Here is a 23,047-nt window from a genome sequence, read left to right as displayed (position 1 = left end):
TCATGTGGGGTCAGAGTCAAGTTTCGCGATGAAGCGCTGCGAAAGTTGACTCTGACCCCAGATGACTCTTACCGTCGCGATGTCATGAATTATGCAACTCTCAATAAGAACAAGACAGACATGTCGGCCTCAGCTTGCAGGACGCCGCAGGAACGCCAGCAGCAAGCCGAAGCCGATCATCAGCGTGCCGCTGGCGCGGTTGAACCAGCGGAAGCGTCCGGCGGCGCCGGTAAAGGTTCCAAGCCTGGCGCCGATGGCGGCGTAGATGGCGATCGCGATCAGTTCAAGCAGCAGGAAGGTCGCGCCGAGCACGACGAAGCTGGCGGCGTAGGCCGAGCGGTCGACAAACTGCGGGAAGAATGCGGTGAAGATGAGGATCGCTTTTGGGTTGCCCGCCGCTACCAGGAACTCTTGCCTGGCGAGCCGGCGCAGCTTGTCCGCCGGCGTTTCCAGGCTGGCCGGGATCTTATCGGCCGCGCCTGCCAGCGCGACCGGCGCGGCACGGAACAGCTTGATGCCGAGCCAGACCAGGTAAGCCGCGCCGCCGAATTTCAGCAACGTGAACAGCGTTTCCGACGCCAGCAGCAGCGCTCCCAGTCCGAGGCCGGAAATGGCGATCATGGCCGCAAACGCCAGCAGCCTTCCAAACGCGGCAAGGACCGAATAGCGCATGCCGTCGCGCGCGCCGTTCGACAGCGACAGCACGTTGTTCGGACCGAACGCCATGTTCAGTGCGAAACAGGCGGGCAGGAAAAGCCAGTAGTTCTGGAATGACATCGGATGTGCCTCTCAGTGGTTTTTAGAAAAACGCTTATCTCCGCTTATCTCATATCCAGCGCGCTGCCATGCCGCGGCGGCGGGAACGCCTGGTCAAGCTCCGCCAGGTCCTGCGCCGTAAGCATGATATCGAGCGCCGCGCGGTTCTCGCGCACATGCGCCGGATCGACTGCCTTGGGAATGACGATCACCTGCTCTTGCTGCAGCAGCCACGCCAGCGCGACCTGCGCCGGGCTGGCTGCGTGCCTTGCCGCGACCGCCAGCAGATGCGGGTTGCCGAGCAGGCGCCGCTGTTCGTTGGCGGACGACTCCAGCGGCGAATACGCCATCACCGGTATCGCGCGTTCACGGCACCACGGCAGCAAATCCCATTCGATGCCGCGCCGCTTCAGGTTGTACAGCACCTGGTTGACCGCGACCTCTGCGCCGCCGGGCAATTCGCTCGCTTCCTGCATGCCGTCGCGGTCGAAATTGCTGACGCCGAAATCGCGTATTTTTCCGGCCTTCTTGAGCGATTCGAACGCCTCCAGCGTTTCCGCCAGCGGCACCGAACCGGGCCAGTGCAGCAGGTAGAGATCGATGTGGTCGCTGCCGAGCCGCTTCAGGCTGCGTTCGCAGGCGGCCTGCATGCTGCGCCGGCCGGCGTTGTGCGGATAGACCTTGCTGACCAGGAAGACCTGGTCGCGGCGCCCGGCAATGGCCTCGCCCACGACTTTCTCGGCGCCGCCGTCGGCATACATCTCGGCGGTATCGACCAGCGTCATGCCGAGCTCCATGCCTAGCCGCAGCGCGTCGACTTCACGCTTTTTTTGCGCCTGGTCTTCTCCCATGTACCAGGTTCCCTGTCCCAATGCGGGGATGACGACGCCTGAAGGTAAAAGCAAAGTTTTCATTGCTGGAATTGCAATCCGTATGGTTGATTTTGCGCCACGGGTCGGGAACAGCAGTTTTTTCCAAGTTTTGAAGCAGTATTGCTCTTAAACTCGATGTCATTCTACAACGTAATCAAATGGAGAAAACCATGCAATCCAGCGCCGCCCAGCAGCATGCCAACGCCTTTCACCAGCTGCACCTCGGCCCTGCGCCGCTGACTTTATTGAATGCCTGGGATGCCGTCAGCGCTCGCATCCTCGAACGCGCCCGCGCCCCGGCCATCGGCACCACCAGCGCCGGCATGGCCTGGGCCGCCGGTTACGCCGACGGCGAGCAGATGCCGGCGGCTGAACTGCTGGCTGCCTGCGCCCGCATCTGCCGGGTCGCCGGCGTGCCGATGAGCGTCGATATCGAGCGCGGTTTCGGCCGCAGCACCGAGGAAGTGTGCGATGTGGTGCGGGCATTGGTAGGGATGGGCGTGGCCGGCATCAATATCGAGGACGGCGTGCTGCCCGGAACGCACCGGCTGGCGCCGCCGGAGATCCTGTGCGAACGCATAGGCGCGCTGCGCAAGATGCTGGCGCAAATGGATGCGCGGCTGTTCATCAATGCCCGCAGCGACACCTATTTTGCCGCCAACGATGATCCCGTGGCACGTTATGAAGACACTGTGCGGCGCGCGCAGATGTATGCTGCGGCCGGCGCCGACAGCATCTTCGTGCCGGGCCTGGCGCGCATCGAGGAGATCGCCCGCTTCATGCAAACGATTTCGCTGCCGGTGAATATCTACGCCGGTTACGCCGGCGCGCCTGCGGTCGATGTGTTCAGGCAGGCCGGTGTGCGGCGCATCAGTGTTGGCTGCGGCCCCATGCAGTCGGCGCTCGGCCTGCTGCACCGGATCGCCGGGGAGGCGCTCGGCCAGGGCAGCTTCGGCGCCATGGGCGACGGCATGCTTGCAGCCGGCGAAATCAACGCCCTTTTTTCCAGGTAATTTCGCCGCCAGCCTGCGAGGATCCGGCCGCGGGCGGCGACAGGCAAACAACCAGATGCCGCCAAGCAATATTCCGGCAGGCGCGCTAGAATCCCTCCATCATTTTGTTGTCCGTCACCTAACCGTTGGAGCTTGATTCATGCTGCGTTCTGCCGTGCTGTCCGCCCTGCTTACCCTCTCCGCCACTCCCTTCTCCCACGCCGCCGACCCTGCCCTGAGCACGGTCGCCGAGCGTTCCGGTTTCCAGAAAACCGGACGCTACGACGAAGTCATCGCGCTCTGCGCCGCTTTCCAGAAAGCCTATCCGAAGCAGGTGCGCTGCACCGAGTTCGGCCGTACGCCGGAAGGCCGGCCGATGCTGGCGCTGATCGCCTCGCGCAGCGGCGCGCTGACCGCGGAAGCCGCGCACAAGCGCAACCTGCCGGTGCTGCTGGTACAGGGCGGCATCCACGCCGGCGAGATCGACGGCAAGGACGCCGGTTTCCTGGCCTTGCGTGAAGCGCTGCAGGACAGCTCCGCCAACAGCGTGCTGGACAAGCAGGTGCTGGTCTTCGTGCCGGTGTTCAATATCGACGGCCATGAGCGCTTTGGCCGCTGGAACCGCCCTAACCAGCGCGGTCCGGAAGAAATGGGCTGGCGCACCACCGGCCAGAACTTCAACCTGAACCGCGACTACGCGAAGGCCGACGCGCCGGAAATGCAGGCCATGCTGCAGCTGGTCAACCGCTGGGATCCGCTGGCGTATATCGACCTGCATGTCACCGACGGCGCCAAGTTCGAGCACGACGTTTCGATCCAGGTCGAACCGGTGCACGCCAGCGACCTCGCCCAGCGCAAGGACGGCGAGGCTTTGCGCGACGCTGTCATCAGCGATTTGAGCAAGCAGGGTTCGCTGCCGCTACCGTTCTACATGTCGTTCAAGGTCGACGACGATCCCAGTTCCGGTTTTGTCGACAGCGTCTCGCCGCCGCGTTTTTCAACCGGCTATTTCCATCTGCGCAACCGCTTCGGCATGCTGGTGGAAACCCATTCCTGGAAAGATTACCCGACCCGGGTGCGCATCACGCACAACACCATTGTCTCGATCATGGCGCAGATCGCCGCGCACGGCGACGCCTGGCTAAAGAATGCGCAGCAGGCCGACCTGCGCGCCGCCAGGCTGGGCGGCCAGCCGGTTGCGCTGGCTTACGAGGCAAGCGAAAAGACCCGTCCGGTGGCGTTCCGCGGATATGAATATACGCGCACCGAGTCGGATATTTCGGGCGCGCTGATGACGCGCTACGACGAAAGCAAACCGCAGATCTGGAATGTGACGGTGCGCGACGACCTGCAGCCGGACCTGAGCGTCAACGCGCCGCAGGCCGGTTACCTGGTGCCGGCGGCGCACGCCGCCTGGGTCGGGCAAAAACTGCAGCAGCACGGCATCGCTTTCCGCGTGCTGCCGGCGGCGCTGAACCGGGTAACGCTGGAAACTTTCCGCGCCACCAAGTGCACCTTCGATGCGCAATCGCTGGAAAGCCACCAGCTGCTCAAGCTGCAAGGCGCATGGCGCAGCGAAACGCGCGACCTCGGCGCCGGCGCCTTGTTCGTGCCGATAGCCCAGGCCAAGGCACGGCTGGTGATGGCTTTGCTGGAACCGCAGGCGCCGGACTCGCTGGCGGCGTGGGGCCGTTTCAACAATGCCTTCGAAAAGAAGGAGTATATGGAAGCGTATGTGGCGGAAGATGTCGCGCGCGAACAGCTGGCGGCGGATCCGGCGCTGGCGGCCGAGTTCAAGCAGAAACTGGCCGACGATCCGGCGTTTGCCAAAGATCCGGCGGCGCGGCTGGAGTTCTTCGCGCGCCGTCACTCTTCCTGGGATGAGCGCTTTAACCTGTATCCGGTGATGCGGACCGCGGTTGTGCCGGGATAAACTTGCCTGGCTGGGCAGCCGGGGCTGCCGGCCGGGAATTACTTCTGGTTGTTGCCGATTTTTTTCGACAGGTAGAAACGCAGGGCAAAGGCGGCGACAACGGCGATTAAAGGCAGGGTTTGAACGAAAGTCATGGCAGGGCTCCGATTAGATAGACTGTGTTGATGCATCGCAGCATATAAAAACGGAGGACTTATTGCCAATTGTTATTTCTGATTCCTTATATAAGGTTCGTGAATATCACTCTCGCCGCCGAACCGGCTCCACCATATAAAAAGCCCGCTATCTTTAACGATGCGGGCTTTCCCTGTCTCCTCACCTCTAGAGAGATGGACTCTTTTTTGCGTGAAGCGATACTGAGCCAAAAAACTTTAACCGTCATCATGCGCCGCAACATAGCGTTGTTTTGCGCCAACAGGCGCATATGCCGCTTGCCTTGCCGGCCTGTTTTCGCGTAGCGGCAGCGAAATTCGCCGTTGCCGTTGCCGGCGCCTTTGGCATCATCGCCCTTGCCGTATGAAATCGACCGCTTTCTCGGCAATCATGATGGTGGGAGCATTGGTATTGCCGCCGATCAGGGTCGGCATGATAGAGGCGTCGACTACCCGCAGGCCCTGGACGCCGCGCACCCGCAAGGTCGGATCCACCACGGCGGCCTGGTCGACGCCCATCTTGCAGGTGCCCACAGGGTGGTAGACCGTATCGACATGCTGCCTGAGGATGGCGCGTATCTGTTCGTCCGACTGCACACCTGCGGTGCGTATGTCGCGTGTGCTGTAGGCGGCCAGCGCCGGCGCTTCAAGCAGTTTGCGGGTGGCCTTGAAGCCGGCCACCATGTCTTCCAGGTCTTGCGGATGGTCCAGGAACTTGGGGTCGATCAGCGGCGCGTCCTGCGGATTGGTGTTGCGCAGGCTGACCTGCCCCACGCTTTTCGGCCGCAGCAGGCAGACATGGCAGGAAAAGCCGTGTCCCCAGCGCAGCTTGCGGGCGTGGTTCTCCAGGCAGCCGACGACAAAATGCAATTGCAGGTCCGGCGCCGGCAAATCCGGCCGGGTCTTTAAAAAACCGCCGCACTCGGCGACATTGCTGCTCAACATGCCGCGTCTCTCCTTGCGATAGCGCTGCAGCTCCTTGAACATGCGCAGCGCGCCGCCGGCGGAAATGCCGAAGGTGTCCAGGCTGTCGGACTGATGGCAAAACACAAAGTCGGGATGGTCCTGCAGGTTCTTGCCGACGCCCGGCAGGTGGTGCTGTACATGGATGCCCAGCTTGCGCAGTTCGGTGCCGTCGCCGATCCCCGACAGCATCAGCAGCTGGGGCGACTGGAAAGCGCCGGCGGCCAGGATCACTTCGCGCCGGGCGCGCAGCACACGCAATGTGCCGCCCTGCCGGACTTCAACGCCGACCGCCCGCCCCTGCTCGATGACAAGGCGTTCGGCATAGGCGCCGGTTTCCACCCGCAGGTTGCTGCGCTGTCCCAGGTGCGGCATCAGGTAAGCGCGCGCGGCGCTCCAGCGTTCGCCGTTTTTCTGCGTGACCTGGTAAACGCCGAGACCTTCTTGCTGCTCGGCGTTGAAATCCGCGCTCAGCGGATAACCGGCCTGGCGCGCGGCTTCCAGGTAGTGCTGCTGGATCGGGTTGTCGCTGCGCAGGCCGCTGACCCATAAAGGCCCGTCCTGGCCGTGCCAGGCATTGGAAAACTGTTCGTTATGCTCTGATTTCTTGAAATAGGGCAGCACATCGTCGAACGACCAGCCGCTGTTGCCGAGCTGGGCCCAACGATCGTAATCGGAACGATGGCCGCGGACATAGACCATGGCGTTGATGGCAGACGATCCGCCCAGCGCCTTGCCGCGCGGCTGGTAGCCGCGGCGGCCGTTCAGGCCGGCTTGCGGCACGGTCTCGAACGCCCAGTTGTTGATCCGGGTCGGCACCATGGCAACCGTGCCGACCGGCATCTTCACCACCCAGCTGTCGCCGCTGCCGCCGGCTTCCAGCAAGCATACGGATATCTCAGGATCTTCCGTCAGGCGGCCTGCCATGACACTGCCGGCCGAACCGCCGCCTATCACCACGAAGTCGAACTCATCGCTCACTGTGCGCCTCCCGCTCTGGTTATATTTATGTGCCTGGACAAGCCAACGGCAACAAATTTAACAGCTGCGGGAGAATCACGCCACGTGGCGGGCTAGAACATTTGTTTCAATTACGCAAAATATGCAATCTGGAAACAATCGGAGGGAAATGCGGCAATCGCTTCAATGGGCTTTCGACATGACCACCAGCCATTTGCGAAACAGCAATATTTCGAGATGGCCAGCCTGGATGCCGGCGTTGCATTCGACCACGGGATTGCTTCGATAGAGGCGCTTGTAAAAATCGCGGCAGATGAACAGCTCACGCTTGCCGAAACGCATCAGGATTGAGGAAGGGGTAGACTCCATACCAAAGCGGGAGCCGGAGGTAATGTCCAAGTTCGTCATGGCAGCAATTCCAATCTCGTTGAAGGGAATTGCACTGTACCATAACTACTGTATATGCATACAGTAAATTGCAGTGTGTCTGTTTTTAGTCACGCTGCGGGCCGGCAGCGTGACGTGATTCTAATTAACGGCGCCAGCCGCGGTCATGCCAGTAATGGTCATGCCAGCCGCGTTCGCGCCAATAATAAGCCGGACGGCCGTAATATGCGGGCGGATAGTAGCCAGGGGCGCCATACACCACGACCGGAGGCGGCCGCACATACACGGGCGGCGGCGGTGCGTAATAAACCGGTGGCGGGGCATAGTAGACCGGCGGCGGGGCATAGTAGGCGGGGCCAGGCACACCGATATTCACCGACCAATGTGCTCCGGCAAACGCCGGGGCCGCCGCGAACATGCCGACAGCAAGCATTCCGAACAGGGCAACGCGCATGGGGTTTTTCATGGCAATTCTCGATGGCTTTGAGTTAAACATGACTATATTTAACCTAATTTTTGAAGGTGGCGCTACGTACAAGTCGTAAGGCCTGTAACAACATGTATCGCCGTATATGAACTGTGGCTTTTTTCGTACACGCGAAACGCGAACTTAATCGATCGCCAAGTCCTGGCGCCTGTACCGGGCAATCGCAACCAGGGCCATTGCAATCAGGAAAAATCCCACCAATAGCATGGCGGCATTGGCCATCACCCGCGGATAACCGAGCTGGACGACATTCAGGAACGGATAGGGATAAAACCCCGACAAGCTGCCGCGCACCATTGCCATCACGAAATAAGCCAGCGGGTAGATCAGCCACAGCAGGCTGTCTTTTGCCTGCAGGCCGCTCTTGACCGCGAACAGCAGCCAGTACAACACGAACAGCAACGGCACCACGGTGTGCAAACCCTCGTCCGACAGCCTGTGCAGGCCGGTAAACGGCGCATGGTTGCGCAGCAGGAGGTTGTAGCCGAGGCCGACAAAGATGATGTACAGGGCCATCGCGGTGAGCACCCCGGGCCGCGAGAAAAACCGGCCGGGCGCGGAATCCGGCTGAAGCAGCAGCAGCGTGCAGCACACCGCCAGCAGGACATTGGTCAAGATGGTCAGGTAGCCGAACATGCGCCAGACGGCCTCGCCGTATGTCATGCCCTTGGCCACCAGGATCGGGATCGAAATGGAAAATTGCGCGGCGATGGAGAACCATGCAACCAGCGCAATCAGCAGCAGCAACAGCTGCGGCGCGATAGCTTTTTTCATGGGCGCATTCCGGGATGTTTTAAGAAGCCGCGCCCTGGTCGACGCTCAGCATGCGTTCCACATAGCGTGCGATCAGGTCCACTTCCAGGTTGACCTGCTTGCCGACCCGCAGATGTTTCAGCGTTGTCACTTCGATCGTGTGCGGAATCAGGTTGATCGAAAACAGGCAGCCGTCGGCCACATCGTCGACCCGGTTGACCGTCAGCGAGACGCCGTTGACCACCACCGAGCCCTTGTAGGCAAAATATTTGGCAAGATCGCGCGCAGCCTTGATCACCAGCTCCCAGGACTCCCCCACCGGCTCGAATTTCTGCACCAGCCCGAGACCGTCGACATGGCCCGACACCAGGTGGCCGCCCAGGCGGTCGGCCAGGGTCAAGGCCTTTTCCAGGTTAACTTCGCCGGTGGCGTCGAGGCCGACGGTGCGGTTCAGGCTTTCGCGCGAGACGTCGACTTCAAAGCTGCCGGCGCTCTTCTCGACCACGGTCATGCAGGCGCCGTTGAGGGAAATCGAATCGCCCAGCGCGACATCGGCCAGCGCCAGGGCGCCGGCGTCGATCTTGAGCCGGACCCCATCATCGGTGCTGGAGCCCAGCGGTTTGACGGAAGTGATTTTGCCGACGGCGGCGACGATACCAGTGAACATGATGGCAATATAAAAAATTAGCGGAATCGTGCAAGGATACGCAAATCCTCGCCTATCTGCTTGATTTCATGAAATTTCAGGCTTAGCTTGTCGTCGAGGTTTTCCAGCGCGGGTAGGCTGAACATGCCGCGGCCGTCGCCCAGGATCGAGGGCGCCAGGTAGACCAGCAATTCGTCGACGCAATGTTCGCCGATCAGCGAAGCATTCAGCTTGGAGCCGGCTTCCACATGCAATTCATTGATCTGGCGCTTGCCGAGTTCGCGCATGACTTGCGGCAAATCGACCTTGCCGGCGGCGTTCGGCAGCACCACCACTTCGGCGCCCTGCTGCTCCAGCAAAGCCTGCTTTTCCGGATTGGCGGCAGCGCTGAAAACCAGGTTGCCGCCGCCCACCAGGATCTTTGCGTCCGGGCTGATGCTCAGCTTGCTGTCGACGATCACCCGCAGCGGCTGCCGCGACACCGGCGGCACGGTACGCACCGTCAGCTGCGGATTGTCTTCTTTCACGGTGCCGATGCCTGTCAGGATGGCGCCGGCGCGGGCGCGCCACATGTGGCCGTCGTCGCGCGCCGCCTGCGAGGTGATCCACTGGCTGAGGCCGTTGTGCAGTGCGGTCTTGCCGTCCAGGCTGGCGGCCACTTTCAGCCTGACCCAGGGCTTGCCGGTTTGCATGCGCGTGAAGAACCCGATATTGAGCTCGCGCGCCTGCGCCGCCAGGACGCCCGATTCGACCGCGATCCCTGCCGCCTGCAGGCGCGCCATGCCCTGCCCCGCCACCAGCGGGTTGGGGTCGCCTATGGCCGCAACTACCTTGGCCACGCCGGCCTGCACCAAGGCGTCGGCGCAAGGCGGCGTGCGGCCGAAATGACTGCATGGCTCAAGCGTGACGTAGACGGTGGCGCCGCGCACATCGTGGCCCTTGGCGGCGGCATCCTGCAGCGCCTGGATCTCGGCGTGGTTGCCGCCCGGCGGCTGGGTGAACCCGCTGCCGATGACCTGGCCGTCCTTGACGATCACGCAGCCGACGGCGGGATTCGGCGCGCTCGACAGCAGGCCGTTTTCGGCGAGCTGCAGGGCTTGCGACATCAACTGTTCGGCCGCGCTCATGGAAAAAACCTGGAAATCATGTGAAAGCCGTGAGAAAGGATAGATGCGTTGATTGTACAAAAATATGCCGCCGCCATCGTTAATTAAAATGCGATGCCGGGTATTGCCGGTTTCAAGGCGGCGCCAGGCTCGCCGCGGCGCGATTGCGCAAGGTAACCACCCGTTTGAATACCGCCCGCAAGCGGCGGTCGCCCGCCAGCCTGGCTGTACCGCTGCAATCGACGTAGCGCTGGGGGCCGGTAGCCAGCTGCGTTTCTCCATGCAGCTGCAGGCACAGGCTGACGCTGACGACCCGCTCCCAGTTCTGCAGCTGGTCGTCGGACAAAGCCGCTACCTGGGTTGCGTCCAGGAACTGGCGCGGCGTCGCATCGCCGGCCGCCGCCACGCCGTACGTCAGCCGCAGGTCCTCGACATTATTGACGATCGGTTGCGCGCTGTTGCTGCCGTTGCCCTGGCAATAAAGCGAGCTGGCGCCGCTGCCGGCGCGCACCGCAGCAAAATAATGATTGCCGGCGATGGCGACGGACGGCGCCAGCATGTATGCCGGATGGCCTGGCGGCACCGTACTGGCAGCCACTCCCGCGCCATGGCAATCGACGCCGGCGCCGCTGGCCGGGTCCGGGTAGTCATCCGTCCGGTAGCGGACTTCGAAAGCGGCCATCCCGGGCGCCGTGCTGCAGGAGAAATCCTTGCCTCCCGGCCCCAGCGGCTTGACGAAACCATGCTCGCAGCCGCGCAGCCCCTGGGCCGGCGCACCGTCTGCCAGGATAAAATCGGTGATGGGCGCGGCCCCGGGCGTGGCGCTGGCCAGGTTGCCAAACCCTGCCTGCCGCAGATCCCTTTCCATCAGGACCATGGCGTAATTTCCGTCCTGGTGCAGCCGCCGTTTATCCTCGTTCAAACGGAAGCTGGCTTTGCTGCCGAGATAAAGCGACGTGCACAGCAGCAGCAAACCGGAAGCAATCGCCAGCGCCACCAGCAATTCCACCATCGAAAGTCCGGCTTGCCTGTTGCAGATGGATGCAGGATTCAGCATTCGGCGGTGTCAGGCTTTACGCTGATGCGGCCGGTGCTGGAGATGCATACCGTGCGCACGAACTCGCCGTTGTGGCTGACGGCCAGCCTGGCGAAACTGTTGCTGGCGTTGCCGCCGCTGTGATAGGTGATCGTTTTCCTGGTGGCGGCGACCCGGCTGTTGTCGTCCAGCGCCCCCTGCCGCGACAGGATCTGGCCGCTGCCGGCCACCAGCACCAGCCAGCCGGCGCCCCAGTCGTCGGCGGCGCGCTTGGCCGTAGCGGCCGCACTGCATGCGGCTGCGGCCGAGTCGACATCCACGCTGCGGCACACCTGCACCGCGCGGCCGCGCTGGATGGCTTCGCTGCGCGCCAGCGTCAGCGCCGCTACCAGCTGGCTGGTGTCGGCGGCCAGCCGGTTCTGGACCAGGAACCCTCGCATGGCCGGCGCCGCCAGGCTCAGCAGGATGCCGGCGATTGCCAGCGCGACCATTGTCTCGATCAGGGTCAAGCCCGAATCTGGCGCAATCACGCGCATGGGGGTTCGCAGCAAATGCATAAGGTGCTCCTGGCTGGAAAATATTTATTTCATTTTGAATAACCATTCTGACAAAAAAATAGCGCCGGACAGGCCGGCGCTAGCGCATTTAAGAAATGACTTCCTGCAGGACTTATTTCCTGCGGCTTGGCGGCCCGGAGAATTCTTCGATCATGTTCTGGAATTCCGCCACATCTTCAAAACTCTTGTAGACCGAGGCGAAACGGATGTAGGCAATCTTGTCCAGGCGCTTGAGTTCGCGCATCACCAGCTCGCCGACATGGCCGGACAGCACTTCGCGCTCGCCGCTCGACAGCAGTTTTTCCTTGATGCGCTGCAGGGCCTCGTCCAGCGCCTCGACCGAGACCGGCCGCTTGCGCAGGGCCAGCATCAGGCTGGCGCGCAGCTTGAGCGGATCGAAATCGGTGCGGCTGCCGTTCTTCTTGACGATCACCGGCATCGCCAGTTCTATCCGCTCGAAAGTGGTGAACCGTTTGTCGCATTGCATGCAACGGCGCCGGCGGCGAATCGAATCGCCCTCTTCCGACACGCGCGTGTCGAGCACCTGGGTTTCTTCATGCTGGCAGAATGGACATTTCATGATGGCGGTAATCCGAAAGTGATTGCAACAGGCTGTGTCGGCAGTTCCATCTCTACATTATTCCTTTTTGCGGCCATGCGCCGATCCAAAACAAACCGGCGTTACATGGCGCATGGGCCCGTGCAGAGTTCAAGCTGCGCCGGGCCCATGGCTCTACCCGCTTACCGACAGGCTCTGCAGCGCATCGGCAACCGGTGTTTCAAGCATCAAGCTGCATACACAGGGAAAGCATCGGCCAGTTTCTTGACTTCGGCCTTGACCCGTTCGATGGTCGCTGCGTCATGCGGATTGTCGAGCACGTCGGCGATCAGGTTGCCGACCTTGGTCGCTTCCGCTTCCTTGAAACCGCGGGTAGTGAACGCCGGGCTGCCGACACGGATGCCGGAAGTGACGAACGGCTTTTCCGGATCGTTAGGAATCGCGTTCTTGTTGCAAGTCATGTGCGCGGCGCCCAGGATCGCTTCGGCTTCCTTGCCGGTGATTTTCTTGGCGCGCAGGTCGACCAGCATCACGTGCGATTCGGTACGGCCGGAAACGATGCGCAGGCCGCGCGCGATCAGTGCTTTCGCCAAGGCGTCGGCATTCTTCACGACTTGCTGCTGGTAAGCCTTGAATTCCGGCGTCAGCGCTTCCTTGAACGCCACTGCCTTGCCGGCGATGACGTGCATCAGCGGACCGCCCTGGATGCCTGGGAAAATCGCCGAGTTGATGGCTTTCTCGAACTCAGCCTTCATCAGGATGATGCCGCCGCGCGGGCCGCGCAGGGATTTGTGGGTGGTCGAGGTCACGAAGTCGGCATGCGGCACCGGGTTCGGATATTCGCCGGCGGCGATCAGGCCGGCGTAGTGCGCCATGTCGACCATGAAGTAAGCGCCGACCGCCTTGGCAACCTTGGACATGCGTTCGAAATCGATGCGCAGGGCGTAGGCCGAGGCGCCGGCGATGATCAGCTTCGGCTTCTTTTCGTGCGCCAGGCGCTCGAATGCTTCGTAGTCGATTTCTTCTTTTTCGTTCAAACCGTAGGACACCACGTTGAACCACTTGCCGGACATGTTCAATGCCATGCCGTGGGTCAGGTGGCCGCCTTCCGCCAGCGACATGCCCATGATGGTGTCGCCTGGTTTCAGCATGGCGAAGAATACGCCCTGGTTGGCTTGCGAGCCGGAATTAGGCTGGACGTTGGCGGCTTCGGCCCCGAACAGTTGCTTGACGCGGTCGATCGCCAGCTGCTCGGCGATGTCGACGAATTCGCAGCCGCCGTAGTAGCGCTTGCCTGGATAACCCTCGGCGTACTTGTTGGTCAGCTGGGTGCCCTGCGCTTCCATGACGGCAGGCGACGTGTAGTTTTCCGACGCGATCAGCTCGATGTGTTCTTGCTGGCGGTGGTTTTCTTTCTGGATGGCGCTCCACAATTCCGGATCGACATTGGCGATGGTATGGTTTTTTTCGAACATGTGATACTCCAAACGATAAGGGTGTGCCTAAATCGAATGAGGGCCAGGATAAGGGGAAATGCGGCAGCCTCAGTCGTACTTTCCATTAGGGCTGCCCAGGCGCACGGCGGATGAAATCTCACGCTTCCCGGTGGATGCCCACCTTTTGCCGAAGCCGCCGCGATCTTATGAATCCGCGCGGTCCGGTTTTTTCGCCAGTCACGTGAGACGAAATGGTGCGGCTATTGTAAGCGAAGCACCTGGTTTGGGCAAGATTGGGCGTAGGCCTTGAGGCGGAATAAAAAAAGCCGTCCCGAAGGACGGCTCTTGCACGAAACATACCAAAAAGATAATTATTGCAGATATTTATATCTTGCCCGCCAGGCTGACGCCTATGGTGCGCGGTGCGACCCGGTAGCCTTCCGACACCGATTGCACGTTCGGACGCTGGATCACCTTGTCGCTATTGGTTAGATTCTTGACAAACAGGGTCAGCTCCCAACGGTCATAGGTGGCGCCGACGCTAGCATCGACGGTGCTGTAGGCCGGGCGCTGGTAATCCGGGTCGGTAGCCACCAGGGTGCCGTGGCTGCTGCCGGTCCAATGCGCGGCGGCGCGGGCGAAGCCGTAATAGTCGCCGGGCAGGTTGAAGGAGTACTGGCCGGTCAGGCTCACGTTGTATTTAGGTACGCCCTGGATCGGATCGCCGGCGTGCGCTTTCAGCGACGGCACGTCGGACGACAGGGTGGCCTTGGTGTAGCCGCCGGACAGGCCGAGCAAGATGCTGGAAGTCGGCTTGCCCTTGATCTCGAACTCGGCGCCGTAGCTCTTGGCCTTGCCGACATTGGTTTCGTAATCGAAGCCGCAGCCTGGCAGCTGGATATCCTGCTGCAGGCCGTCCCACTGGATGTAAAACACGGATGCGTTGACCGACAGGCGGTTGCCCAGCAGGCGCGACTTGTTGCCCAGCTCATAGCTCCACAGCTTGTCGGACTTGAACGAAGTCGGCGCCTCGGTGATGCCGAGATTGGCGAAGTCGGACGCGCACAGCGAGGCCGGGATCGGGCGGGTATTGCCGCCCAGCCGGAATCCTTCGGTGGCCGAGGTGTACACGGTGTTGTTGGGATCGACTTCCCAGATCAGCGAAAACTTTGGCGTGAGCTTGGAAGAACTGCTGCTGACCGATGAACTGGTCGGGCCGCCGTTCCAGTAATCGTCGCCGTTGCGGCTCAGGCTGTCGGTGGCTTGCAGGTAACGCAGGCCGACGGTGCCGTGCAGGGTCGGCACGAAATAGTAATTGAGCTCGCCGAACACCGCTTTCTGCTCGGTACGGTAGTGGCGCTCGCTGAAGTAGGAATTGTCGTTCGGGAAAGCGATCCCGAGCTGGCCCGGATCGGCCGGATTGGCGCCGAACGCGGCGTAAGTCGCATTCAGGCCGAAGATCGGCTCGTTGTCGGTCACATTGGTGTGCAGGTTGGCGTAATAGACGCCGCCCAGCCAGGTGAAAGGCGACACCTTCTGGTCATACGGCTTGGATGCGACCCGGAATTCCTGCGAGAACTGCCGCACCTGGTTCTGCAGGTACACCGCCGACGGCAAGGCGCCGATCGCGGCCGCCAGGCCGGGCGGCGTGTCCGGCACTGCGGAACCGAGGTTGTTGACGGTGGTGCCGTCCTGGGTGCGGTTGAAGGTGCGCTGGTAAAAGCTGGAAACCGACACCAGGTCAGCCTTGCCCATGTCGTAATTGACGGTCAGGCTAGGCACCAGCAGGCGGTCGTTGCCCGGTTCGCGCACCAGCTTGCTGGTCTGGTTCTTGGGCAGGGCCAGGTAGGAAGCATCGATATCCTTGGAATTGACTTCCTGGTAGAACACCGAGGGCGTGATGCTCAGGTTGCGGGTCGGCTGCCATTTCATGGCCAGTTTCACCACGCTTGAATCCTGGGAGTTGATGCCGGAAGCGATCACGTTGCCGGTGGTTGGCGATACCTGGTCGATATAGCCGCTCTCATGGCCGGTCTGGATGCCGATGCGCAGCGCCAGCTCGCCTGGGATCAGCGGCTGGTTGACGACGCCGTTGACGGTGTAGTTGGTGCCGCCGCCCTTGGTCCCCGACACTTCGGAATAGACGCTGGCTTCGCGCTCCTTCAGGTTGGGCTGGTTGCTGATGAACTTGATGGTGCCGCCCATCGAACTGGCGCCATACAGCGTGCCCTGCGGGCCGCGCAGCACTTCGATGCGGTCGATGTCGAAGAACTTCGGTTCGGAACTGCCCATGCTGTACAGGTTGCGGGTGGTCATCGAAACGTCGTCGAGGTAGACGCCGACGGTGGCCGAGCCGGCAGCCGAGCTGATGCCGCGGATTTCGATGTTGCTGAGGCCGGCGCCCGCGCCGCTGGCGCCGGAGAACGAGATATTCGGCATGGCCCGCGTGACGTCGGCGAAGTTGTTGATGTGGGCGGCTTGCAGTTCCTCGCCGCTGATCACCGAAATGCTGAGCGGCACCTTGCTGGCGTCTTCCTTGCGCTTTTGCGCCGTCACCACCACTGCTTCAATCTGCTCGCTCTGCTTCGCCGTTTTTTTCATTTCGGGCGCGGTGGCGGGATCGGCGCCGGCAGGCAGCTGCTGCGCTGCAGCCGTCGCTGTCGCCAGCAGCAAGGTGGAAGTTGCCGCGGCCGCAGCAATCGCGCAGGTCAGATTCGAGGAACCAGGTCTCATTGTTTTATAACCCCTATCGTAGACAGCAGTGAAAAATGCTTATCAGCAATATTTATGCCACGCCACGCTTTCCGGCAAAACCAGGCATCGAGACCGGCAGCAATCTTGCCTGGCCAAAACCGGCGCCGGTTCCTGTGCCACGTTCTGGTGCGGCCTGCACCAAGGCACATACCGGGCCGCCGTTCTGCGATAGGCAATGGCAGCCTGCCAAATTGGGCTACAATTTCCGGCTGGGCCTACACCGCAACGCAATACGCAACGACAGGAGCATTGACCATGATTGTCTTGATTACCGGCGCAACCGCCGGCTTCGGCGCCGAAATGGCACGTAAATTCACCAAGAACGGCCATCGGGTCATCGCTACCGGCCGCCGCAAGGACCGGCTCGACCAGCTGGCGGCCGAACTGGGCGCGGCCGTCCTGCCGATCGTCATGGACGTCACCGACAAGGCTTCGATCAGCAGCGCGCTGGCGGCGCTGCCGCCGGAATGGCAGGAAATCGACGTGCTGGTCAACAACGCCGGCCTGGCGCTGGGCGTGGAATCGGCGCAGCAAGCCGCGCTGGAAGAATGGGAAACCATGATCGAAACCAATTGCAAGGGCCTGGTGACCATGACCCGCCTGGTATTGCCCGGCATGGTGGAACGCGGGCGCGGCACCGTCATCAACCTCGGCTCCATCGCCGGCGAATATCCCTATCCGGGCGGCAATGTGTATGGCGCCACCAAGGCTTTCGTCAAGCAGTTCACGCTGAACCTGCGCGCCGACCTGGTCGGCACCGGCGTGCGCGCAACCGATATCGCGCCGGGCTTGTGCGGCGGCACCGAATTCTCCAACGTGCGCTACCGCGGCAACGACGAAGCGGCCGCCAAGGTGTATGAAGGCACCCAGCCGCTGACGCCTGGCGATATCGCCGACACCGCCTACTGGGTCGCGACGCTGCCGCCCCACATCAACATCAACCGCATCGAAATGATGCCGACCTGCCAGGGTTTCGCCGGCATGAGCATCAAGCGCAACTGAGCCGCAGGCCAAGCTGAAACGGCTGCAGCGCGATTCCCGCCTGCAGCCCGCCCCTCCTGATTCCCCTCTACGACAGAAGCAAGCCAGACGATGAGCAACCCGACCCCCGCCCCGCACCCAGACTTCAGCTGGCGCATCCGTGTCTATTACGAAGACACCGATACCGGCGGCGTGGTGTTTTATGCCAACTACCTGAAATTTTTCGAGCGCGCCCGCACCGAATGGCTGCGCGCGGCCGGCGTCGGCCAGCGCGCGCTGGAGCAGGCCGACGGCGTCATGTTTGTGGTCAAAAGCACCAGCGTCGACTACCATGCGCCGGCCAAGCTGGACGACGAGCTGCAGCTGACCGTAGTGGTCGAGCGCATCGGCCGGGTGGTAGTCGACTTCATCCAGCAAGCCTGGCGCCTCGGCGAGGAAGGACCAACCTTGCTGGCCACCGGCCGCATCAGCGTGGCCTGCGTGAACGCCAGCAGCTTCCGGCCACAAGCCATTCCCAAGCAGGTGCTGCACAAGATCAAGCTCGGCGCCGCCGATTCCGTGCCGGCAGCGGCATAAAGCTTGCTTGAATGCACTCAGCCAAATAGTTCGCGGCGGCAACCCTTGAACCTTCCGGCGCCGGGCATGGTCTGAGCAACATTGCAACAAACCCGGGGCCTGCGATAACGTCCGGTAACAATTTCTTCAGCAATTGCTAATTTTGCGGTAAGCACTTTACGATTACAATTCACCGTTTAAGTCTTTTACTTAAACCTAAGACCATTCCTCAAGACCGCTATCCATGAATGTCACCCAAGATCTTTCGTTTATTACCCTCATCACCAATGCTTCAGTGTTAGTACAGCTGGTCATGGCGCTGCTGCTGGCAGTCTCCGTGATGAGCTGGACTTACATTTTCCGCAAGATGTTCGCGATCCGCAGCGCCCGTTCGCAGACGGAAGAATTCGAACGTGCTTTCTGGTCCGGCGGCAACCTCGCCACCCTGTACCAGGACGCCACCTCGAACCGCCGCAAGGGCGCAGGACAAACCGGCGCGCTGGAACGCATTTTCGAAGCCGGCATGGATGAGTTCAACAAGGTCAAGGCTTCGCTCGGCCACAAGGCCGCAGGCGACTCCGCCGCCATGCTGGACGGCGCCCGGCGCGCCATGCGCGCGGCTTACCAGCGGGAAATGGATGCGCTGGAATCGCACCTGGCGTTCCTCGCCTCGGTTGGCTCGGTATCGCCGTATGTCGGCCTGTTCGGCACCGTGTGGGGCATCATGAACGCATTCCGCGGCTTGGCAAACGTCCAGCAGGCGACGCTGGCGGCGGTCGCGCCCGGCATCGCCGAAGCCCTGATCGCCACGGCGATCGGCCTGTTCGCCGCGATTCCGGCGGTGGTTGCCTATAACCGTTTCTCGCATGATGTCGATCGCCTGGCCATCCGCTTCGAGAGCTTCATCGAAGAATTCTCCAACATCTTGCAACGTCAGGCGCGCTAATGTCCGGCTCCTCATCCATGCGCGGCGGCCGCACCCGCAAATTCAAGGCGGACATCAACGTCGTTCCGTACATCGACGTGATGATGGTATTGCTGGTGATTTTCATGGTGTCGGCGCCGCTGACCAACCCGAGCGTGATCAATTTGCCGAATGCGGCGAAATCGGCGACGCCGCCGACCGAATACATCGAGATCACCCTCAAGCCCGGCGACCTGACCAGCGTCCGCATCAACGGCCAGAAAAGCGGCACCAGCAAGGCCGAGAGCGTGCCCAGGAACGGCTTGAAGCAAAAGCTGCAGCTCCTGCATGCCGACAAACCCGACATGCCGGTGATGATTTCGGCCGACAAGGATATTAAATACGACGAAGTGATCAAGGTCATTTCGGAAGCCAAGATGCTTGGCATTAACCGCGTCGGACTGGCGACAAAGTGACGATCTGGTTATGACAGGCAACTCCCCGTATTCCGTACCAAAAGAACCCGGCAGCATACGCGCCATCTTGCTTGCAGCGGCGGTGCACGCCGCCCTGTTTGCCTTCCTCTGGTTCGGCATCCACTGGCAAAGCACGCAGCCGATAGCGGTCGAGGCTGAAATCTGGGATCCGCAGATCAAGGACGCCGCGCCGACGCCGCCGGAACCCGTGCCGCAGCCGACGCCAGAACCGAAGCCGGAACCGGTGATCCAGGAAACCACGCCGCCGAAAGTGGTGGCGCCGCCATTGCCGGACCCGGAAATCGCGCTGGAACAGGAAAAGAAACGCAAAGAACAGGAACGCAAGGACCTGCAGCGCCAGGAAGAGCTGGAAAAGCAGAAGAAATTGCAAAAACAGCAAGCCGAGGATGAGCTCAAGGACAAGCTGAAGGCTGAAGCCGAGCAAAAAGCCGCCAAGGACAAGGCCGCCGCGCAGGAAAAGCAGAAGCTGGATGCCGCCAAAAAGGCTGAAGCCGATGCCAAGAAGAAACAGGCAGCAACCGAGGCCGCCGCCGAAACCAAGCGCCGCAGCGATGAAATGAAGCGCATGCTGGGCCAGGCCGTGGGCAACGGCGCTGCCAACAGCACCGGCACCGCAGCCCAGTCGCAAGGGCCGCGCGGCGATCCCGGCTATGCGCAAAAGGTCGCCAGCAAGATCAAGTCGAACATCATCTTTAATGTGCCCGAAGGGCTGGCTGGAAACCCTGCAGCGGAATTTGATGTCCAACTGCTCCCGGACGGTTCGGTAGCAAGCGTACGCCTCAGGAAGTCGTCTGGGGTGTCCGGTTTCGACGAGGCGGTCAAACGAGCGATTGAGAAATCGGCGCCTTATCCAAAAGACAAAACGGGTTCTGTACCGTCCAGCTTCATCGGAACCCATAAACCGAAAGATCAGTAAGCCATGAAAAATAAACTGCACCAGATATTCGCGGTCATCGGGCTAGCGCTTACCGCGCTGGTATTCAGCGCCCCGGCCAATGCCCAATTGCGTATCGAAACCTCCGGCGTCGGCGCTACCCAGATTCCGATCGCGATCGCCGGTTTCAGCAACGAAGACCTGGCGCCGCAACAGGTGACAGCCATCATCAAAGCCGACCTGGCGCGCAGCGGATTTTTCAAGATCATCGATACCGGCGACGTCATCTCCGAAGCAACCCAGGTCAACCTGGGCGACTGGAAAGCGCGCGGCGCCGACGCCCTGGTGGTCGGCAGCGTGCAGCGCCTGGCCGATGGCCGTTTCGATGTCCGCTACCGCCTGATGGACACGGTAAAATCGGCCCAGCTGTCGGCCCTGGCGATGGCTGCCGCGCCACAGTACACGCGGGTTACCGCCCACAAGATCGCCGACGACATCTATGAAAAACTGATCGGCGCGCGCGGCGCCTTCGCTACCCGCATCGCCTACATCATCAAGGCCGGCAAGGAATACCGCCTGGAAGTCGCCGACTCCGACGGCGAAGGCACGCAGGTCGCGCTGCGCTCCAACGAACCGATCATTTCGCCAGCCTGGTCGCCGGACGGCACCAAGGTCGCCTATGTCTCGTTCGAAGCCAAGAAACCGGTGGTCTATGTGCAGAACCTGATCACCAAGCAGCGCATCGTGGTGGCCAACTACAAGGGCAGCAATTCGGCGCCGTCGTGGTCGCCTGACGGCAGCAAGCTGGCGATCGCACTGGCGCGCGACGGCCTGACCCAGGTCTACGTGGTGAACTCCGACGGCGGCGGCTTGCGGCGCCTGACCCAGACCAACGGCATCGACACCGAGCCGCAGTTTTCGGCCGACGGCCAGAACATCTATTTCACCAGCGACCGCAGCGGCGGCCCGCAAATCTACAAGATGAGCGCCAACGGCGGCGACGCCCAGCGCGTCACCTTCGGCGGCACCTACAACATCAGCCCGCGCATTTCGCCCGACGGCAAGACGCTGGCTTATATTTCGCAGCGCGGCGGCCGCTTCCAGCTGTATGCGCTGGACCTGACCAACGGTCAGGAACAGCGCTTGTCGGATACGGTCAAGGATGAATCGCCGAGTTTTTCGCCGAACGGCAAATACATCATGTACGCCACCGAATCGGGCCGCCGCGGCTCGCTGGCGGTGGTCTCGGTTGACGGCCGCGTAAAACAGCGCTTAACTATGCAAGCCGGCGACATACGGGAGCCTACTTGGGGTCCTTTCATGAAATAATCACGTAGTTGCTTTGAATCGACGTTCGTTTCCCACTCTGGAGAATTAAAAATGCTAAATATCAGAAACTTTGCCCTCGTCATTGCCAGCGCCATTCTGCTGGCCGCTTGCTCGTCCCCTGTCAAGCTGGACGACAAGGCAGTCCCGGTCGTCGACAGCGGCGCTGCCGGCGCTGATACCCGTTCCGTCAATACGGTTGACGCCGGCTCCAGCGATCCGCTGAACCAGCCAGGCGGCATCCTCTCCAAGCGCAGCATCTACTTTGACTTCGACAGCTACATCGTCAAGGACGAGTTCAAGTCCGTGGTCGAAGCCCACGCCCAGTACCTGAACAGCCACAAGAACCGCAAGATCATCATCCAAGGCAATACCGATGACCGCGGCGGCCGCGAATACAACCTGGCGCTGGGACAAAAACGTGCCGAGGCAGTGCGCAAGGCACTGGTATTGCTGGGCGTATCGGATACCCAGGTCGAAGCAGTTTCGCTGGGCAAGGAAAAGCCTAAGGCTCTCGGCAGCGACGAAGCGTCCTACGCTGAAAACCGCCGTTCCGACATCGTTTATCAATAATGATGCGGACGTTCTTCAAAGCCACGATGACTGCGGCCATGCTGGCCGCGGTTTTTTCCGCTCCGACCGCCCGCGCCGGGCTGTTTGACGACGATGAAGCACGTCGGGCGATTTTGGATATACGCAGCAAGATCGATGCGGTGAATGCCAGGGTCGACACCAAGGCAGACAAGACCAGCTCCTTGAGCCTGTCCGACCAGAATGAACACCTGAACCAGGAAATCGCCAAGCTGCGCGGACAGATCGAAGTCCTGACCAACGAACTGGCCAATACCCAGCAGCGCCAGAAAGATTTCTACGTCGACCTCGATACCCGCTTGCGCAAGCTGGAGCCGCAGAAGGTCAGCGTCGACGGCCAGGAAGTCAGCATCGGCGCCAACGACCAGAAAGCCTACGATGCAGCGCTGGCGACCTTCAAGGCCGGCGACTATAAAACCGCGGCAACGGCGTTTTCGAATTTCATACGGTCCAGCCCCGATTCAGGCCTGGCGCCGTCAGCGCAGTACTGGCTGGGCAACGCGTATTACGCCCTGCGCGATTACAAGAATGCGATTGCGGCACAGCAGGTGGTCGTCACTAAATATGCCGACAATCCCAAGGCCGCCGATGCACTGTTGAACATCTCCAGCAGCTATACCGAGCTGAAGAACAAGCCACAGTCCAAGCGCGCATTGGAACAGTTGCTGTCACAGTATCCGAACACGCCGGCAGCCCAGACTGCAAAGGAACGGCTGTCCACGCTGAAGTAAGCGGCAAAATTTAATTTTGCAGATTGTGCAAATAAAGGTGCATATGGGTTTGACAGCTCATATGCACTTTACATATAATAGCGGTCTTTCGGGTCGTTAGCTCAGCTGGTAGAGCAGCGGACTTTTAATCCGTTGGTCGCAGGTTCGAATCCCGCACGGCCTACCACGAATAAGCAGTACAGATAAGGCCTCCAGCAATGGGGGCCTTTTTCTTTGCCCTCTTCCTCAGTTCCCCGCAA

Annotated in this window: 24 protein-coding genes, 1 tRNA gene and 1 riboswitch; of the genes, 12 read left to right on the top strand and 13 right to left on the bottom strand. The window is 61.3% G+C overall.

All coding sequences use genetic code 11. From position 1 onward, the window contains the following. Window positions 1–129: 129 nt before the first annotated feature. Window positions 130–777, bottom strand: a complete 648-nt coding sequence (locus AC07RZ_RS20910; RefSeq protein ID WP_494669425.1) for a LysE family translocator — start codon at window positions 775–777, stop codon at window positions 130–132. Window positions 778–821: 44 nt separating this feature from the next. Continuing rightward, a complete protein-coding gene (locus AC07RZ_RS20905) occupies window positions 822–1,670 on the bottom strand; it encodes an aldo/keto reductase (RefSeq protein WP_494669424.1) in 849 nt (282 codons plus the stop codon). Window positions 1,671–1,798: 128 nt separating this feature from the next. Between AC07RZ_RS20905 and AC07RZ_RS20900 the strand changes: the two genes are divergently transcribed. Both AC07RZ_RS20900 and AC07RZ_RS20895 read left to right on the top strand, forming a co-directional pair. Further along, the gene (locus tag AC07RZ_RS20900) at window positions 1,799–2,641 is read left to right on the top strand and encodes an isocitrate lyase/PEP mutase family protein (protein ID WP_494669423.1); all 843 of its coding nucleotides are present in this window, start codon (window positions 1,799–1,801) and stop codon (window positions 2,639–2,641) included. Window positions 2,642–2,780: 139 nt separating this feature from the next. Next, window positions 2,781–4,553, top strand: coding sequence for a M14 family metallopeptidase (locus tag AC07RZ_RS20895; RefSeq protein WP_494669422.1), 1,773 nt, complete (start codon window positions 2,781–2,783; stop codon window positions 4,551–4,553). 500 nt (window positions 4,554–5,053) lie between these two features. Here the strand turns inward: AC07RZ_RS20895 and AC07RZ_RS20890 are convergent, their stop codons facing one another. The 11 genes from AC07RZ_RS20890 to AC07RZ_RS20840 all read right to left on the bottom strand — a co-directional run bounded on the left by AC07RZ_RS20890 (window position 5,054) and on the right by AC07RZ_RS20840 (window position 16,328). Beyond that, window positions 5,054–6,649 (bottom strand): GMC family oxidoreductase, encoded by a 1,596-nt coding sequence (locus AC07RZ_RS20890; protein WP_494669421.1) that lies wholly within the window; start codon window positions 6,647–6,649, stop codon window positions 5,054–5,056. 162 nt (window positions 6,650–6,811) lie between these two features. Next, a complete protein-coding gene (locus tag AC07RZ_RS20885; RefSeq protein WP_038492120.1) occupies window positions 6,812–7,036 on the bottom strand; it encodes a hypothetical protein in 225 nt (74 codons plus the stop codon). A gap of 124 nt (window positions 7,037–7,160) precedes the next feature. Next, entirely contained in the window at window positions 7,161–7,481 is a 321-nt protein-coding gene (locus tag AC07RZ_RS20880) for a hypothetical protein (protein WP_144741649.1), read from the bottom strand. A 144-nt stretch (window positions 7,482–7,625) separates the two neighbouring features. Then, window positions 7,626–8,276 carry a Pr6Pr family membrane protein gene (locus AC07RZ_RS20875; protein ID WP_494669420.1) on the bottom strand — a complete coding sequence of 217 codons (651 nt, stop codon included), beginning with the start codon at window positions 8,274–8,276 and terminating at the stop codon, window positions 7,626–7,628. 19 nt (window positions 8,277–8,295) lie between these two features. Continuing rightward, a complete protein-coding gene (locus AC07RZ_RS20870) occupies window positions 8,296–8,922 on the bottom strand; it encodes a riboflavin synthase (RefSeq protein WP_494669419.1) in 627 nt (208 codons plus the stop codon). Between the two features lie 17 nt (window positions 8,923–8,939). Further along, window positions 8,940–10,028, bottom strand: coding sequence for a bifunctional diaminohydroxyphosphoribosylaminopyrimidine deaminase/5-amino-6-(5-phosphoribosylamino)uracil reductase RibD (ribD, locus tag AC07RZ_RS20865; RefSeq protein ID WP_494669418.1), 1,089 nt, complete (start codon window positions 10,026–10,028; stop codon window positions 8,940–8,942). Window positions 10,029–10,140: 112 nt separating this feature from the next. Beyond that, window positions 10,141–11,064, bottom strand: coding sequence for a PilW family protein (locus AC07RZ_RS20860; RefSeq protein ID WP_494669417.1), 924 nt, complete (start codon window positions 11,062–11,064; stop codon window positions 10,141–10,143). Beyond that, window positions 11,058–11,600 carry a GspH/FimT family pseudopilin gene (locus AC07RZ_RS20855; RefSeq protein ID WP_494669416.1) on the bottom strand — a complete coding sequence of 181 codons (543 nt, stop codon included), beginning with the start codon at window positions 11,598–11,600 and terminating at the stop codon, window positions 11,058–11,060. Before AC07RZ_RS20855 ends, AC07RZ_RS20860 begins: the two co-directional genes overlap by 7 nt. A gap of 112 nt (window positions 11,601–11,712) precedes the next feature. After that, window positions 11,713–12,180 (bottom strand): transcriptional regulator NrdR, encoded by a 468-nt coding sequence (nrdR, locus tag AC07RZ_RS20850; RefSeq protein WP_014007375.1) that lies wholly within the window; start codon window positions 12,178–12,180, stop codon window positions 11,713–11,715. Between the two features lie 206 nt (window positions 12,181–12,386). Beyond that, entirely contained in the window at window positions 12,387–13,634 is a 1,248-nt protein-coding gene (gene glyA / locus AC07RZ_RS20845) for a serine hydroxymethyltransferase (RefSeq protein WP_494669415.1), read from the bottom strand. An 86-nt stretch (window positions 13,635–13,720) separates the two neighbouring features. Continuing rightward, window positions 13,721–13,846: riboswitch (ZMP/ZTP riboswitch) on the bottom strand. A gap of 133 nt (window positions 13,847–13,979) precedes the next feature. Next, window positions 13,980–16,328 (bottom strand): TonB-dependent receptor, encoded by a 2,349-nt coding sequence (locus AC07RZ_RS20840; protein WP_494669414.1) that lies wholly within the window; start codon window positions 16,326–16,328, stop codon window positions 13,980–13,982. Window positions 16,329–16,363: 35 nt separating this feature from the next. On the opposite strand from AC07RZ_RS20840, the gene AC07RZ_RS20835 reads away from it, so the two are divergent. The 10 genes from AC07RZ_RS20835 (at window position 16,364) to AC07RZ_RS20790 (ending at window position 22,974) form a co-directional block, all read left to right on the top strand. Then, the gene (locus AC07RZ_RS20835) at window positions 16,364–16,660 is read left to right on the top strand and encodes a hypothetical protein (protein ID WP_494669413.1); all 297 of its coding nucleotides are present in this window, start codon (window positions 16,364–16,366) and stop codon (window positions 16,658–16,660) included. Further along, window positions 16,605–17,351, top strand: coding sequence for an SDR family oxidoreductase (locus AC07RZ_RS20830; RefSeq protein WP_494669412.1), 747 nt, complete (start codon window positions 16,605–16,607; stop codon window positions 17,349–17,351). Before AC07RZ_RS20835 ends, AC07RZ_RS20830 begins: the two co-directional genes overlap by 56 nt. A 90-nt stretch (window positions 17,352–17,441) precedes the next feature. Beyond that, window positions 17,442–17,906 (top strand): tol-pal system-associated acyl-CoA thioesterase, encoded by a 465-nt coding sequence (gene ybgC, locus AC07RZ_RS20825; protein ID WP_494669411.1) that lies wholly within the window; start codon window positions 17,442–17,444, stop codon window positions 17,904–17,906. 223 nt (window positions 17,907–18,129) lie between these two features. Next, window positions 18,130–18,831 carry a protein TolQ gene (gene tolQ / locus AC07RZ_RS20820; protein WP_092399746.1) on the top strand — a complete coding sequence of 234 codons (702 nt, stop codon included), beginning with the start codon at window positions 18,130–18,132 and terminating at the stop codon, window positions 18,829–18,831. Next, the gene (locus AC07RZ_RS20815) at window positions 18,831–19,265 is read left to right on the top strand and encodes a biopolymer transporter ExbD (RefSeq protein ID WP_120234731.1); all 435 of its coding nucleotides are present in this window, start codon (window positions 18,831–18,833) and stop codon (window positions 19,263–19,265) included. Before tolQ ends, AC07RZ_RS20815 begins: the two co-directional genes overlap by 1 nt. Before the next feature lie 10 nt (window positions 19,266–19,275). Beyond that, complete coding sequence (gene tolA / locus AC07RZ_RS20810; protein WP_494669410.1) at window positions 19,276–20,202, top strand: cell envelope integrity protein TolA; 927 nt, start codon at window positions 19,276–19,278, stop codon at window positions 20,200–20,202. A gap of 3 nt (window positions 20,203–20,205) precedes the next feature. Further along, on the top strand, window positions 20,206–21,489 hold the full coding sequence (gene tolB / locus AC07RZ_RS20805; RefSeq protein ID WP_144741620.1) for a Tol-Pal system beta propeller repeat protein TolB: 1,284 nt from the start codon (window positions 20,206–20,208) through the stop codon (window positions 21,487–21,489). A gap of 51 nt (window positions 21,490–21,540) precedes the next feature. Continuing rightward, on the top strand, window positions 21,541–22,059 hold the full coding sequence (gene pal / locus AC07RZ_RS20800) for a peptidoglycan-associated lipoprotein Pal (protein ID WP_494669409.1): 519 nt from the start codon (window positions 21,541–21,543) through the stop codon (window positions 22,057–22,059). Window positions 22,060–22,061: 2 nt separating this feature from the next. Next, the gene (gene ybgF, locus AC07RZ_RS20795) at window positions 22,062–22,808 is read left to right on the top strand and encodes a tol-pal system protein YbgF (RefSeq protein ID WP_371326611.1); all 747 of its coding nucleotides are present in this window, start codon (window positions 22,062–22,064) and stop codon (window positions 22,806–22,808) included. Between the two features lie 90 nt (window positions 22,809–22,898). Next, a tRNA-Lys gene (locus AC07RZ_RS20790) sits at window positions 22,899–22,974 on the top strand. Window positions 22,975–23,047: the final 73 nt, after the last annotated feature.

Source organism: Collimonas sp. GW821-FHT07E08 (assembly GCF_059418905.1).
The sequence above is the reverse complement of the archived record's forward strand: the minus strand, read 5'-3'. Positions and strand labels throughout refer to the sequence as shown.